Origin of the sequence: Virgibacillus sp. JSM 102003 (genome assembly GCF_041949995.1) — a bacterium.
GTDB lineage: Bacteria > Bacillota > Bacilli > Bacillales > Amphibacillaceae > Lentibacillus.
Genome location: NZ_JBHFQH010000009.1, coordinates 1 through 15,069, shown reverse-complemented (window position 1 = coordinate 15,069; position 15,069 = coordinate 1). Strand labels below are relative to the sequence as shown.

Annotated in this window: 16 protein-coding genes; 10 read left to right on the top strand and 6 right to left on the bottom strand. The window is 38.4% G+C overall.

Annotated features, from left to right (window positions below):
* Window positions 1–65 precede the first annotated feature (65 nt).
* Together ACE1TG_RS11170 and ACE1TG_RS11165 are read right to left on the bottom strand one after the other, a co-directional pair.
* Window positions 66–578, bottom strand: a complete 513-nt coding sequence (locus ACE1TG_RS11170) for an MFS transporter (protein ID WP_375052474.1) — start codon at window positions 576–578, stop codon at window positions 66–68.
* Between the two features lie 159 nt (window positions 579–737).
* Window positions 738–911 (bottom strand): hypothetical protein, encoded by a 174-nt coding sequence (locus tag ACE1TG_RS11165; protein ID WP_375052473.1) that lies wholly within the window; start codon window positions 909–911, stop codon window positions 738–740.
* A 237-nt stretch (window positions 912–1,148) separates the two neighbouring features.
* Between ACE1TG_RS11165 and ACE1TG_RS11160 the strand changes: the two genes are divergently transcribed.
* Together ACE1TG_RS11160 and ACE1TG_RS11155 are read left to right on the top strand one after the other, a co-directional pair.
* Window positions 1,149–2,144 (top strand): glutaminase, encoded by a 996-nt coding sequence (locus ACE1TG_RS11160; RefSeq protein WP_375052472.1) that lies wholly within the window; start codon window positions 1,149–1,151, stop codon window positions 2,142–2,144.
* Between the two features lie 14 nt (window positions 2,145–2,158).
* Window positions 2,159–2,827: an SOS response-associated peptidase gene (locus tag ACE1TG_RS11155; RefSeq protein ID WP_375052471.1), complete on the top strand. Its 669-nt coding sequence runs from the start codon at window positions 2,159–2,161 to the stop codon at window positions 2,825–2,827.
* Window positions 2,828–3,157: 330 nt separating this feature from the next.
* Here the strand turns inward: ACE1TG_RS11155 and ACE1TG_RS11150 are convergent, their stop codons facing one another.
* Together ACE1TG_RS11150 and ACE1TG_RS11145 are read right to left on the bottom strand one after the other, a co-directional pair.
* The gene (locus ACE1TG_RS11150) at window positions 3,158–4,627 is read right to left on the bottom strand and encodes a sodium:solute symporter family protein (protein ID WP_375052470.1); all 1,470 of its coding nucleotides are present in this window, start codon (window positions 4,625–4,627) and stop codon (window positions 3,158–3,160) included.
* Between the two features lies 1 nt (window position 4,628).
* Complete coding sequence (locus ACE1TG_RS11145; protein ID WP_375052469.1) at window positions 4,629–4,817, bottom strand: hypothetical protein; 189 nt, start codon at window positions 4,815–4,817, stop codon at window positions 4,629–4,631.
* Window positions 4,818–5,427: 610 nt separating this feature from the next.
* Here ACE1TG_RS11145 and ACE1TG_RS11140 point away from each other — a divergent pair.
* Genes ACE1TG_RS11140 through ACE1TG_RS11125 form a run of 4 tightly spaced genes read left to right on the top strand, consistent with a single transcriptional unit; the run spans window position 5,428 to window position 7,695 of the window.
* The gene (locus ACE1TG_RS11140) at window positions 5,428–5,970 is read left to right on the top strand and encodes a transcription repressor NadR (protein ID WP_375052468.1); all 543 of its coding nucleotides are present in this window, start codon (window positions 5,428–5,430) and stop codon (window positions 5,968–5,970) included.
* A 57-nt stretch (window positions 5,971–6,027) separates the two neighbouring features.
* Window positions 6,028–6,516 carry a low molecular weight protein-tyrosine-phosphatase gene (locus tag ACE1TG_RS11135; protein WP_375052467.1) on the top strand — a complete coding sequence of 163 codons (489 nt, stop codon included), beginning with the start codon at window positions 6,028–6,030 and terminating at the stop codon, window positions 6,514–6,516.
* A 20-nt stretch (window positions 6,517–6,536) separates the two neighbouring features.
* Window positions 6,537–6,839: a YtxH domain-containing protein gene (locus ACE1TG_RS11130; protein WP_375052466.1), complete on the top strand. Its 303-nt coding sequence runs from the start codon at window positions 6,537–6,539 to the stop codon at window positions 6,837–6,839.
* 25 nt (window positions 6,840–6,864) lie between these two features.
* Window positions 6,865–7,695: a YihY/virulence factor BrkB family protein gene (locus ACE1TG_RS11125; protein WP_375052465.1), complete on the top strand. Its 831-nt coding sequence runs from the start codon at window positions 6,865–6,867 to the stop codon at window positions 7,693–7,695.
* A gap of 19 nt (window positions 7,696–7,714) precedes the next feature.
* Here ACE1TG_RS11125 and ACE1TG_RS11120 read toward each other — a convergent pair whose 3' ends face one another.
* Complete coding sequence (locus ACE1TG_RS11120; protein WP_375052464.1) at window positions 7,715–9,649, bottom strand: heavy metal translocating P-type ATPase; 1,935 nt, start codon at window positions 9,647–9,649, stop codon at window positions 7,715–7,717.
* A gap of 229 nt (window positions 9,650–9,878) precedes the next feature.
* On the opposite strand from ACE1TG_RS11120, the gene ACE1TG_RS11115 reads away from it, so the two are divergent.
* Both ACE1TG_RS11115 and ACE1TG_RS11110 read left to right on the top strand, forming a co-directional pair.
* The gene (locus ACE1TG_RS11115) at window positions 9,879–10,742 is read left to right on the top strand and encodes a transporter substrate-binding domain-containing protein (RefSeq protein WP_375052463.1); all 864 of its coding nucleotides are present in this window, start codon (window positions 9,879–9,881) and stop codon (window positions 10,740–10,742) included.
* Between the two features lie 6 nt (window positions 10,743–10,748).
* The gene (locus ACE1TG_RS11110) at window positions 10,749–11,435 is read left to right on the top strand and encodes an amino acid ABC transporter permease (protein WP_375052462.1); all 687 of its coding nucleotides are present in this window, start codon (window positions 10,749–10,751) and stop codon (window positions 11,433–11,435) included.
* A gap of 775 nt (window positions 11,436–12,210) precedes the next feature.
* Here the strand turns inward: ACE1TG_RS11110 and ACE1TG_RS11105 are convergent.
* A complete protein-coding gene (locus ACE1TG_RS11105; protein ID WP_375052461.1) occupies window positions 12,211–13,377 on the bottom strand; it encodes an MFS transporter in 1,167 nt (388 codons plus the stop codon).
* Between the two features lie 170 nt (window positions 13,378–13,547).
* Between ACE1TG_RS11105 and ACE1TG_RS11100 the strand changes: the two genes are divergently transcribed.
* Window positions 13,548–13,940 (top strand): OsmC family protein, encoded by a 393-nt coding sequence (locus ACE1TG_RS11100; protein WP_375052460.1) that lies wholly within the window; start codon window positions 13,548–13,550, stop codon window positions 13,938–13,940.
* A 62-nt stretch (window positions 13,941–14,002) separates the two neighbouring features.
* Window positions 14,003–14,800, top strand: a complete 798-nt coding sequence (locus ACE1TG_RS11095; RefSeq protein ID WP_375052459.1) for a YfkD famly protein — start codon at window positions 14,003–14,005, stop codon at window positions 14,798–14,800.
* Window positions 14,801–15,069: the final 269 nt, after the last annotated feature.

The following is a 15,069-nucleotide window of genomic DNA, read 5'->3' as shown; positions in this document are numbered from 1 at the left end:
CAGCCTTAGTTCTATATTTGCAGGAATTTCTTACTGAATTAGTTTCTAATGTTTTTCAAGAACAGCTATCGCTTTCTTGTACGTTTCGGTAATTGTATTGCTAGCAGCATTCCTAATATACTTATAAAAACCAATAGCCCTAAAGCTAATGAAGGTGGGGACAAAAGTACTTTTACAAGGTATATTAATATAATTCCACCTGCATGACTTGTTAGCATAACGAACCCTATTGCTGTACCTTGCTGGCTCGCTCTGAACCGTTTCTCTGTCCAATCCATAATAATTGGGAAACCAGCAAGCAGAAAAAAACCGTCAGCGATTAGCCAGAATGCAATCCAAGGTATCCATTGCCAGAAGATTATTGCCGAGAATGTTAACGCATTTAAGACTACCGCTATAATTATAAAAGCCCTTCTGGTATCCTTTTTGGCCACTAATGAAGGCATAAAGATAGATCCTGCGATGCCAGAAAGAATCATTAAAGCCATTAATGGACCACTTGTCGTGCCAGCTATCCCATATTGTTCAAAAATTGGTTCAATCCAGGTGCTTAATGCATCGAATACACCTAGCCCCATTGCCAGCAATCCACTAATAGATGGGGAATAATTCTGCTAAAGTCCCCACATTACCTACACTTGTAAAACTTGTGAGCTGAAGATAAGTAATGAATAACCGGTAAGGTGAACCCAGCGATTCATGTTATTCGACTCCTTTAGTATAGGGTTGAATTGGTGTTAACAATTCATGGTTATATATTCACTTGTGACTTCGTGGTGAAATAAATGGAGTAGTTCATCGATGGATGCCATTTCACTTTTGAGACTTCCGTCTGCCTTTACTCCTGCAGCATGCAATAGAGTTGGCATCACTTCACTTGGTACATCATTATCCTTAAAGAGGGAGGCCACGTCGTGTTTTAGGGGTTTCCTTTGAGCCCAGTTTCAGGAATCATGTTTAGTGGAATTTAATTAACAAGGATGAGTGATCTTCCCTTATACTAAGGGGAGGCTGTTACTCCTAACTAATATAATTACTACATATCTATGGCAGCATAAGAAAGAATATAATAGGCAATATTCTGAAAATAATTTTTATCGAAAAAAATCTCTTTAATAAAGACATACTACTTGATAAGAGGTGGTAAAATGGTACAAGGTATAGCAAATTGGAATACGGAAGAAACCGAAGAATGGCTTCAAAGCTATGTTGACGATTGGGTGGCATTCTATCGGAAACATACAGATGATGGGGAGGTTGCATCTTATATTCCTGTCTTGCAAAAAGCTGATCCGGACGATTTAGGAATTGCAATTATAGGAAAAAATGGAATTAATATACACTCTGGTGATGATGATATTCCGTTTACGATGCAAAGTATATCCAAGGTGCTTAGCTTTATTGTAGGCTGTATGGAGCGGGGAGTAGCCTATATGCTTGATAGAGTTGATGTTGAGCCAGCAGGTGAAGCTTTTAATTCAATTATTCATTTGGAAATGAAACAGGTCAAAAAGCCGTTTAATCCACTGATTAACGCTGGTGCCATAACAGTAACATCGCTATTGGAAGGTAAAACTTCAGATGAAAAGTTAAAACCAATACTTCAACTCCTCGAAGTTATACTAGGCTATCGACCTGAAATAAATGTCGAGGTTTATGAATCAGAAAGAGATTCATCTATGCGTAATCGGGCAATAGGCTATTATTTATTGGAAGTCGGCTTTCTGGAGTCTGATTTAAACATAACATTGGAGACTTACTTTAAACAATGCTCGATTGAAGTTACAATTAATGATTTAGCGCGAATTGGAATGATCCTTGCTAACGATGGAGAGGACCCTGATACATATGAAGAGATTATTCCAAGGCAGGTTGCACGAATAGCAAAAGCTTTAATGCTGACATGCGGAATGTACGATGCTTCTGGAAAATTTGCAACATATGTTGGTATTCCAGCAAAAAGTGGTGTATCTGGTGGTATCATTGCTGCTGTACCTCCAAGGGTACGTGATGAGGATTTACCTTTTCTTGAAGGTTGTGGAATAGGAGTTTATGGACCGGCATTAGACGATAAAGGGAACAGTATAGCAGGAATCCGCTTGCTGCGGCATATTGCTAAACAATGGGACTTAAGTATATTTTAATAGGGGGATATTCAATGTGTGGACGTTATACGTTATTAGCAGATGAACTGGAAATTTTGAAAGAATTTGATATTGAACAAGCTATTGATTCATATCAGCCAAGCTACAATATTGCACCTGGACAAAATGTATTGGCTATCATTCATGATGGGAATGAAAAGCGTGCAGGATATTTACGTTGGGGACTTGTTCCTTCATGGGCGAAGGATGAAAAGATAGGTTATAAAATGATTAATGCCAGAAGTGAAACGGCACATGAAAAGCCAAGTTTTAAAAACCTGATGGCACGAAAGCGTTGCCTGATAGTTGCAGATAGCTTTTATGAGTGGAAGCGTGATGGAAAAGAAAAACAGCCAAAACGAATTCAGGTTGATGATCGTAAATTATTTGCATTTGCTGGCCTATGGGACAAATGGAAGCAAGAGGATAAGGAGCTTTTTACCTGTACCATCCTAACAAAAGAGGCAAACGACTTTATGCAGGATATCCATCACAGAATGCCGATTATTTTACCTAAAAATAAAGAAGACGAATGGATTGCATCTGGTAAACAACATCCAAATGAAATATATCAGTTTTTGCAAGCCGTTGAAGCGGAGAAACTAAACGCATACAATGTTGCAAGCTATGTCAATACTGCTAAGAACAATGATGCTGCATGTATTGCACCTTTAGCTGAATAGTACATATGGTAACGGGTTCAGTTTTGGGAGAGAGAACGTATATGCGGACATCTTGTTGATGAACAAACTTTTAAACGGAATGAGGATCCGCTTCAACTGTTTGGCGGATCCTCATTCCGTTATTTCCTTCAAAATCCCCGTTTTAAGCTTGTGTTCGGATCCTCGTTCCGCTATTTGTCATATTCACCTCAAATTTGAGTGATTTTCTGCTATTAGCGGAATGAGGATCCGTCTCACCCTTCCGATAGCAGCTTTTTTGCTATTTAGCGGAACGAGGATTCACTTCGATTGTTGGTATTCTTTCCCTAACACTGAACTCGTTATTAGCTTTTATTCATTGCTTTCCGATTCTGTTTTTAAAATATTGATGAATGCATATGCTTTTTGTTTTGGTGCCTTTGTTAGAAGGCTTACCCCAATAAAAAGAGTAGTTGAAACAAGCAGCCCCCATATCCCCGAAGCAAGTCCGAGTGGTTTTATACCAGTGAATTCAAGTATAAGAACAAGAATGGCTGTTAAAGATACACTGGAGATGACACCGGCAGCAGTTCCACGCTTCCAGAAGAACGTACCGAAAAATGCAGGAACGCCAACAATTAACCCAGAAGATGCAGCAACAGACAAGACAGCAATTAAATTTAATTCCAGTTCCGCAAATGCATATGCTAGTATAGCGATTACTGGAATGACGATTTTTCCAACTTGCAATTGCTTCTTATCATCTGGACGCTTTTTTAAATTACCGTAGACGTCACGGGCAAACATTGACGACAACGTCAGCATGATGGAATCGATCGTTGAGATGGCAGCAGCCAATATACCGATCATTACGATAACACCTAGTACAGGTGGAACAAGGTCAGATGACAACAATTTGGGAGTTGCCAGGTCTGCCGTAGAAAGATCCGGAAATAACTGAAGTGCGGAAAAACCCCATAAGACCGATACAAAGGTGTAAATAAGACCGAATACAAGAAAGCCAATCAGCATTTGACGTAACCCTTTTAACGAGGATGGCATGAACATCCGCTGGCTCACTTGCGGGTTTGATAAGCTAAAGAAAAACCATGGAAGTGTTAACCCAAGAAAGGTTAAGATATTAAAATAGCCATTACCTGGAACGGAAAGCGCATCTGGGTGATTCGTTTGCAAGGTATTAAAGAATTGTCCGAATCCCCCCAATCCATCAATTACTAACAACGCTACAATTGTTGACGTAATGATCATAATTACAGCCTGCAGCGAATCTGTCCACATAACAGAACGAATACCAGCTACATAGGAATAAATTATTGCAAGAACTGTTGAAATAACGACACCTGCTGTAAATGGAATGGCATTGTCGGTAATGCCTTGTAAAAGATATCCTACGCCAGCAAGTTGTACCGCACAATACGGAATGAGAAATAAACAACTAACGAGTGCCATTGCAGATGCAGCAGGTTTACTTTCATAACGATCGCCGACCATTTCAGAGGGTGTTACATATCCGTACTTCTTACCGGCCAGCCAGAAACGCCGCCCGAATAATGCGACTAAAGAAACACCTGTAAAATAAACAATTTCAAAACCAAGTGCGCCAACACCACCCTGATAAGTCAGCCCGGCCAGACCAACCATCATGAACGCGCTGTACGTTGTCGCGCTATAACTTAATGCTGAAAGGATGCCGTTCATTTGACGACCCCCAAGGTAATACCCTGACATATCCGTCCTGTCACCACGACGAGACTTATACGCAACAAATAATGCTAGAATAATATAAAGTGCAATTCCCCAAATTACCATATTTGTATTCAACTTACTTCCCCCAATCCTTTGTAACCATGAAATTTGCTATGATGATAAGTAATCCAATAATTCCCCATAATAGGAAACTGCCATACCAGGCTTGAACATCTGATAGAACCGTGTAGGGAAGGACATAGGCTAATAATATTAGGAAAACAATAAGAACGCCCCACACAACTTTCGACTTATAATGTTTCATTACGGTAAACCCCTTTCTTGTGAAATAATGAGCAAAATCAATAACACTATGCTAAATAATTGAATTGTTTTACGCCGCAATATTTACATGTGTCTTTACACTTATATTTACACAGTGAAACTGAAAAAGCAATACTTTTTTCACTGTTGCTGTTTTATAAAAGTTCGATGTTATGGGTATGTGAAATTATGCGATACTTCACTCCAAGGGGTCATCGTAAAGGACGGTCACTCATGAGAGTTATGAGAGCACGGATTCTGTTCGAACAGCGGAAAACGGTCACTCATCGGAGTTATGAGCGCCCAAAATTTGTTCAAAGAGCGAGAAATGATCACTCATTGGTCGAGTATTGTTCCGCAGCGTTGGATTGGCACTAGTTCTTAAAAAACGATGGAAGGAAACCACGCACCCTTTACTGTTAGCGAGTTTTGGGGTTCAAAGTATTAATACATAACATCGTTCTAACAAAGTAAAATACACTCTCAGAAACATTCCATTAGCATTGTCCTAAATTTTTTGGCAAAAATAAATGGTGTCTGATGCATGATAGGAACTTGTTCGGTATAATGAAGTATATAATATGTAACATGATAATTATAGGGGGATCAATATGAAAGAAGAAGGGAATAAGGTACTTGGCGAAAAAAGAAGACGTTTAATCTTAACGTGGCTGAAAGATAGTAGTGATCCGATGACCGGTAAATTATTAGCAGAACGGATGAATGTCAGCCGCCAGGTTATCGTACAGGATGTTTCCCTTTTAAAGGCAAAAGGTGAACCCATAATTGCTACCTCGCGCGGATATGTTTATTTTCAGGAGAATAAAAAGAATCCCAAAGTCCAGCGAGTAATCGCGGTTTGTCATCTGTCAGAAGAAACAGAGGTTGAACTGTATACACTTGTTGACCATGGGGTATCTGTTCAAAATGTAATGGTGGAGCACCCTATTTATGGAGATATTACTGGTTCACTGATGTTAAAAAACCGCCGTGATGTTGATGCTTTTCTTCATGAGATGAAACAAACAAAGGCCGCTTTGCTATCCCAACTCACTGAAGGTGTTCATTTACATACGATTGAAGCTGAAACACAAGACCAGCTTGATGAGGCTTGTGAAGCATTGCGTACCAAAGGAATATTGTTAGAACAATAAAAATTAGCGTATATGACATTTTACTTAATCAGCAAACAATAATTGATTATAATACGAATGAAGGGTAGGATGAATATGATTCGTGTTTTATTTGTTTGTTTAGGCAACATTTGCCGTTCACCGATGGCCGAAGCTGTTTTTCGTGATTTAGTTGATAAGGAAAATTTAACAGGTAAAATTGAAGCTGACTCAGGAGGTATTGGTGACTGGCATTCTGGAGAACCTCCACATAAAGGTACCAGAAAATTGTTAGACAAGTATCAAATAGGGTATAAGGAATTAAAGGCTAGACAAGTTAATATTAGTGACTGGGGAAATTTTGATTATATCATCGCGATGGATGAGCAAAATAGAAAAGATATGCAAAATCTGAGTAATAATGCTGGGAGTGCCAAGTTAGCTAAGTTAATGGACTTTGTGGAAGATCCTCAAGAAGAGAATATACCGGACCCTTACTATACAGGCAATTTTGATTACACATATGAATTAATTTCTGAAGGCTGTAATAAATTATTGAAGTATATTAGAGCAGAGAACAACATATAAGATAAAAGGAGCGATACAGAATGGGTAAACGAAATGTTTTATTTGGAGTAATAATAGGTGCAATTGTAGGTGGCTTAGTTTCATTATTTAATAATGATGCAAGAAATTATACAAAACTAAAAATGAATTACGCTAAAAACAGGTCAGGTTATTATGTGAAACATCCATCAGAGGCGGTTCGAAGCGCCAGGGATAGTTTTGATAAGTTCAGCAAAGAGTTTTCAAGTGGCGCAGAAAATGCGATTAATGCTTTAGAACAAGTGGAAAACACCTTAGACAAGTTTGCAAATAAAGATCAAAAAGACTTGGAAAACACACTGTAAGTTTTGATATAAGGGTGGTTAGAATTTGAAAAGGAGTATGGCATTTTTAAAAGAACTTTATCAACGGATTTCAGATGATGATATATTTGGTTTATCAGCTCAGTTAGCCTACTTTTTCTTACTATCTCTTTTTCCTTTTCTATTGTTTTTAATGACTTTAATTGGTTATTTGCCAATTGATCAATCAACTGTAATAAGTTTTATCGAAACATACGCACCTGGACAAATAACAGATTTAATAAATCAAAATGTGAGCGAGCTGTTGAATGATCAAAATGGACAATTACTCTCGATTGGCATTATCGCTACGCTTTGGTCGGCATCAAATGCAATCAATGCAATCATGCGTGGTTTTAATCGAGCATATGACGTTGATGAAGATCGTTCTTTTATTGTATCCAGGCTTATAGCGATTGTGTTAACAATAGCGATGGTGCTTGTGATTTGTATAGCATTTTTACTGCCTATTTTTGGGAGAATGATTGGCGTATACATTTTCACATTTTTTGGGTTATCTGCTGGTTTCCTGAGTGTATGGGAAACATTGCGTTGGGTTGTTTCTTCTGTCGTATTTTTCATTGTATTAGTGGCATTGTATAAGCTTGCACCCAATAAACGGATTTATTTTAAAAATGCAGTTTGGGGTGCGCTCTTTGCGACAGTAGGCTGGCAGCTAGTCTCATTGGCATTTTCTTTTTATGTAAGTTCAATGGGCAATTACTCAGCAACATACGGTAGTTTAGGTACCGTGATAGTCCTGATGATATGGTTTTATATATCTGGAGTAATTATTATGATTGGTGGAGCCATTAACGCAATCCTTAAAAAAGGAATAGGACATGAAAATACAAGATAGCTATCACGATATGTGATAGCTATTTTAATAAACGCAATCCATTTAAAATAACTAAAATAGTACTTCCTTCATGACCAATTACACCTAATGGTAAATCTACTATTTGTAAAAAGTTTGATGCTATTAATAATAGAATTACACTTAAGGAGAACACGACATTTTGTTTTACAATCCGATTCATACGGCCAGATAACTGGATAGCATTTGTTATTTTCGGCAAATCATTCTTCATTAATACGATATCTGCTGTTTCGAGTGCTACATCAGTTCCTTTCCCCATGGCAATTCCAACATTTGCACTTGCTAATGCTGGTGCATCATTTATTCCATCCCCGACCATTGCGACATTCTCATAATTGATTCGAAGCTGCTTTACATGATTCACTTTTTCTTCTGGAAGGCACTCAGCAATATAATGATCTATACCAGCTTCAAAAGCAATTGCTTTAGCAGTTGTTTCGTTGTCGCCTGTCAGCATGATTGTATGCACACCATGCTTTTTTAACTTTTTAATCGCTTGTTTTGTATTGTTTCTGATTGTATCTTTGAGAGCATAAATTGCTACAATTTCATCATTTGCTTTGACGAAAACGATGGTTTTGCCTTGTTCAGCAAGTTCCTTTGCTATTCCACCTTGAAAGTTGAAAGCTTCTTCTTCACCAACAAATCCAGCTTTACCAATTTCCCATTTCTCATTATTTACATAAGCAGAAACACCATTGCCGCTTACGGTTGTAACATGCTGAATATCCATATCATGTATGTCTGTAAAGTCTGCGCTATAGTCGGAAATTGCCTTTGCCAACGGATGGATGGATTCCTTTTCAATAGCTCCGGCAATAGCAAGCACGTTTTCCTTATTACGGTTGGTGTGAACATATGTGTCTGTAACTTCAGGTGTTCCATTCGTTAAAGTCCCTGTCTTGTCAAAAGCTATTGCTTTAATATGACTTAAGTTTTCAACATGAACACCGCCTTTAAACAGTACTCCATTTTTAGCGCTGTTTGAAATTGCAGACAATGTTGCTGGCATAATCGAGGCTACCAAGGCACAGGGTGATGCAACAACTAGCAAAATCATTGCCCGGTAAATACTCTCTGATAATGACCATCCAAAAATGAAGTAGGGTAAAAACATCATAATGGCAACCACTGCAAGAACTACTTTTACATATGTCCCTTCAAATCGTTCAATAAACAACTGTGAAGGGGATTTTTCCTCTTGAGCTGATTGAACCATTTGTATGATTTTTTGAAAAAGCGTTTCATCTGCATGCTTGGTAATCTTGATCGAAACAGATCCGTCCAGTGCCACTGTCCCTGCAAAAACATCATTGCTATCTATTTTACTGACAGGTACTGATTCCCCGGTTATAGCACTTTCATCGATTGCTGTTTCTCCTTTAATAATTACACCGTCAGCAGGTATTCGTTCACCAGCACGGACCGAAATGGTGTCATTAAGCTTTAGTTCAGAAACAGGTACAATTTCTTCCTGGCCATTTGTAGTCCTCATTGCCTGCTCTGGCTGTAGGTCCATAAGTGATGATATTGCCTTATCACTTTTCTTCAGTGTATATGTCTCGAGAGCTCCAGATAATGCAAAGATAAATATGAGGATGGCCCCTTCAGTCCAATAGCCGATGGAGGCTGATCCAATAGCAGCAAAAATCATCAGCATTTCAACATTCAGATCTCTGTTTGCAATTGTTTCCTGAATGCCTTCTTTTGCTTTAGCATAGCCGCCAATTACAAAGGCAATCAGGTGCAGAATAACCCATGCAGTAGAGGAAATGGCACCTTCAAGTGACCATGTGACTAGAATTAACAAACCGCTGAGCAACGCAGCAATTAACTCGGCATGTGCAATGGAGCGTTTAAATGAAAGTTTTGTGAAAAAGGCTTTGAAAAAATGTGGTTTTGGTGGAATCAAAGTTTTCGAATTAGTTGTCATTTTATTAACTCCCCAGATTATAATTATTATAAACTAATACTTGTTATTATTTTAACACTGGATTAAATAAAGTCAAGTGCAAAAATACGTCTGGTGAGACAGTTTTAAAATTATATAAATACAGAACCTGTTTTTATTGAAACAATAGACTTATACTGTTACAATCACTATAAACTTTTATATATAACACCATACAAATGAAGTGGTGATGGGAAAAGGAGTGTAGTTTATGTATATAAAGAAGTTAGTATTTATGTTACTTGCAACAGTACTTGTGTTGACAGCATGTGGTGATGAGGGGAAACAAACAACGGATAGCAGCGAATCTGAAGATAGCATGTGGGCTGAAATTCAAGAATCAGGAGAATTGGTTGTTGGCACATCCGGCACTCTTATTGCATCTTCCTATTATAAGGGTGAAGGGGAAGAATTAACTGGTTACGACGTTGAAGTGATGAGAGAGATAGCAAACCGGCTTGACCTTGAAGTATCCTACGAAATTATGGGAATAGATAGCATGCTTCCGGCAATTAAAAGTGGAAGAATCGATGTAGCTGCAAACGATATTGAAATAACAAGCAGCAGAAAAGAGGAATTTAATTTTAGCAATCCTTATAAATATTCTTATTCAACGATGGTTGTTCGTAAAGGAGATTATTCCGGGATAAATTCACTTGAGGATTTGGAAGGTAAAAAAGCAGGTGGCGGTGCAACAACTGTTTACAGTGAGATTGCCAGACACTTTGGTGCGAAAGTTAAAACATACGGGAATGCACCTAATGAAGCGTATCTTCGTGATGTACATAATGGGAGAACTGATGTAATTGTAAATGACTACTATTTATCAAAATTTGGTGTTGCTGCATTCCCAGAGTTTGATATAATGCTTCACCCGGAATTAAAGTTTCATCCTACAGAACAGGCAGCAATCTTACCAAATGGAGCAGATAAATTAACCGAAGAAATTAATAAAGTTCTGAAAGAAATGCGGGAAGATGGGACGTTGTCAGAACTAGCTAAGAAATTTTACAAAGAGGACGCTTCCAAACGACCTGAAGGTGAAATTAAAGAAATTGAAGGATTGGATCTATAATTGAACATGATTAATCTGAATGGTTTTGACTTTGACAGAGTGTTTGATGTTGAATTGGCAATAGAAAGCCTGCCTTTTGTATTAGGTGGGTTACCAACTACCCTGGGTGTTGCAATTGCTGGTATGGCGATTGGTATGGTTCTGGGTTTGTTTTTAGCGTTAGGGAGAAATTCAAATAACTTTCTATTGCGTTGGCCATCCAGGGTGTACATTTCCTTTATGCGTGGCACGCCAATCTTGGTATTTCTATTTATATTATACTTTGGGCTCCCCTATGTTGGACTTGAATTGTCGGCATTGGTCGCTGCCTCAGCTGGCTTCGGACTGAATAGTGCAGCTTTTATCGCAGAAATCAATCGTGCCTCATTGAATAGTATTGACAATGGTCAATGGGAGTCATCCAAAGCTCTGAATATAGGTTATTGGAAAACTTTAAGAAAAGTTATTTTACCCCAAGCAACAAGAACTGCAATTCCGCCTTTAACAAATGTTTTTATGGACATTGTTAAAGCGACTTCCCTGGCAGCGGTAATTACTGTACCGGAGTTGTTTCAAAAGACGCAAATTGTAGTGGGCCGGGAATTCGACGCCATGACTTTGTATATATTGGTCGCACTGATATATTGGCCAATTTGTGTAATTATTTCATTCATGCAGGATCGTTTAGAAGCTAAATATAGCAGGTTTTTATAGTGAACATAACTTAAACTATCCATAATAACAGGATAGGGTGTTGAGAACGTTCATTTTCAATGGTTGGATTTAATACGTACTTGATATAAAATGCGACGCACTGTGGAAATAATTTTAGTCTAGGACAACGCTGCGGAAATACACTTCGCACACCTAGGGCGGCTGATGAGCCTTCTTGCTCCTACGTCGCTGCGCAGTCTCATCTAGGCCTCAGCTCGACGAACACGACGTTCTAGTGTCGGCATTGGCCACAGGACGTGGCCGTCTTTAGCCGACCCACAGGAGTCTACGTGGTATTTCCTCCGCTGGGTTTTGCTCTCTAGAACTTAAAAAACTTGATTTTATACCACTAAACTAGCAGTTGGAATATGTGAGACTCCTGTGGGACAACGAGCCTAAGAGACCCCACAGGGAGCGATACTCGCGATCGAGGCAGACTAAGTACGCCACGTCGTGTGGCAACGTCTGCACTAGCACGTCCTGTGCGTCGGAGGCTCGTGGTGAGCCCACGGAAAGCGAGTATATTCCAAATGCGGATTAGCGAGCCAAATTAAATATTTAATTAACGTCGCAGTTTATATCAAATCAGCAACATTAGAAAACTGGACATTCACCAAGACTTTTGGTGAATGCCATAGTTGCACTTATGAAGTAAGTAGTTCTACTTTCTTACTGCAAAATAAATCCGAACTAAATCGAATTCTATCTCAAGAATTTTGAATTAGTTCGGATTTTAATTTTGTTAAAACATTATTGTCTTAGCCCCTTAACTTTATTAACTATATTGTATTTCGGCATTCTTCTTCACATAGGTTGCTGTTAGAATAAGCAGCAGCATGATGACAATCACGTAAAAGAATGAAACTCCAGGGAAATACTCGAGAAATAGGCCTCCTAAATAGGGGCCGCTTATACTTCCAATACTAAACGCAATTCCCGTCATTAAATTTCCAGCCGGTAAAAGTGAAGGCGGCAAAATATCTGCTAAAAATGTAATACTTAAAGAAAACAAAGAGCCGGTGAACATGCCAGCTAACGTAAATGTAATAAACAATGCGACTACTGAGTGTTCTAACGAAGCAGCAGCAAGGAAGCAAAAGATCCCAAAAGTTAGTACCGCTAATAAGATTTTTCTTCTTCCTAGTCGGTCGCTCAACATACCTAGTGGAATTTGTGTTATGACACTCCCGGCTGCGAAACAGGGAATAATGATTGAGAGCATTTCCACATCATGACCGATCCTGAGGCCATAAACTGGAAAGATACTATGTAATGTAGCTTCCAGAGAGCCATAGCCAAATGCGGGCAAAAGAGCAACCCAGGCTATTTTGCCAGTTTTAATAAAGCGGCCTAATGAGCTAGATGTACTGCTCGCATGGATATCGTCCTTTTCCGGGAATTTATTTCGTACAAAGAACATGGATGACCAGACAAGCATACTGAGTCCTGCCGATAATAAAAAGGGCAGTGCTTGGCTAATCTCCAATAAACGTGTCATAAGTGGTCCTAATGTAAAACCTACTCCGAAAAACAAACCATAGAAGGCAATATTTCTTCCCCTGGATTCTTTTGCGCTAGTTGTTGTAATCCAGGTTTGTGTTCCGAAATGCAGCATGTTATCGCCAATCCCGATAGTGACACGTAAAATAAACCAAAACCACAAAGACTGCCAAAGAGGAAATAGTGCCAAAGAGATAAATACAAGCATTCCGCCAACAACAATGATTGGTTTAAATCCGTATTTTCGCATTGGTTTTTCCATAAATGGGGATGCTAAAAGTACACCAATATATAGCCCTGTTGCATGTAATCCGTTAACAGATGACGCTATCCCATTTTGTTCCAGAATAATAGCTAATAAGGGAAGAATCATGCCTTGAGAAAATCCTGAAATAGAAACAAGAGAAATTAATATCCAAAATCTTGTTCGTTCTGATGCCATATTTCCCCTCCTTCGATTTCATATGAATGTCATGTTCAGGTCCATTCAATGTAATTGTTTTCGCAAAAAAGGTCAATTCAAATACATTTAACTAAAAAGAAGTTATGATGTTTGCAAAAAAGGTTAAATATAAATAAGCTATCCATATATAATAAAGGAGTGAATCTATAATGAATTTCTACTTAAAAGAAAACGGGATGCAGGTTGATTTAGAGTACGGATCGCTTGATGTATCAGGTAATGAAGATTATGGGTTTCGACCTTTTCAGCTAATGATTGCATCAATTGCAGGGTGCAGTGGCTCAGTGTTACGAAAAATTTTAGCTAAACAGCGAATAAAATATGAAGATTTATCTATCAATGCGGAGGTTGAGCGGAATCCAAAGGAAGCAAATCGAATAGAACGTATTGTGTTATATTATGCTATTAAGGGTTATCATTTAGATCCTGACAAACTAAGCAAGAACTTAGCACTTGCAAGAAAAAATTGCTCCATGATTCGCTCTGTTGAAGATAGTATAACAATTGAAGAACATTTAGAAACAGTTGAGTTAAGTCAGTAATATTAGAAGTATAATATTCATGTGTCTGAAAAAACTAAGCTAAAAGGAAAGGAATGGGACGCATGAAAAAAAGAACATACACCACAGCATTAATTTTATTTGTTTTCGTTTTCTTACTTCCTCTTAATAGCTTGGGAAAGGAAGAAAAAGATTCAGAAAATGAATATGAAGTACCAAGTCATGTCTTGAATATATCAAAAGAAAATACTTTTCCGAATTCAACTGAGGATCAGGAGGTTGTTGAATCGAGCGGGTTAACAAAGGAATTGATTGGTGAGCTTGATATACCAATTGAAAATCCGGACTTGATAAAAATGCTAAACGAGACATCCATTAAACCATCACCAATTGCATTTGGATATCGTGGCATGGTTTACCTTGGTCGATGGCCGCTCAACTACAAATCAGATGAGACGAATATAAACTGGGAGTATCAAAAGATTAATACGAACGAGTTAAATAACATTGGTGGCGAATCAAATCAGGAAATGCATTATACACAAAAGGAAAAAGAGGAAATAAAGGGAGCATTAACGAACAAAATTACCGATCCAGACGATATTAAAAAAATGATGTTATTAAAATCAAAAGAAAGTACAAAATTGCCACTATCCTATAGCACGGTAATTGGAAAAGGTACGAAGAAGGAAAACTCCTATAATGTCCCAGCCAAAAAGTATGGACACTTACAGGCTTACGCACCTGCCATCAACGAGAAAGGACAGGTGACTTTTGGAGAAGTATACTTCCGATTAAAAGGATCAAACAAATCACTCGTTATTAAAAATGTAACAAAACAAGGAATTGGTGCATGGATCCCAATTCAGGATCACGTATCCTTTTCTTTTCAGCTACGATAAGAGCAATGTTGTTTTGTAAAACGGGACTGGGACAAAAGTATTTAAGTCAAAGTAAAATCCGAACTATGATTCAAATTCTTGAAATAGAATTCGAATTAGTTCGGATTTTTTACAGATTAGATATAAACTGCGAACTAACATGCTGAGTGCTATGACACCGCTCCGGAAATACACTTCGCGCACCAAGGGCGGCTGATGAGCCTCCTTGCTCCTACGTCGCTGCGTAGTCTCATCTAGGCGCAAGCTCCCACAGGAGTCTACGTGTATTT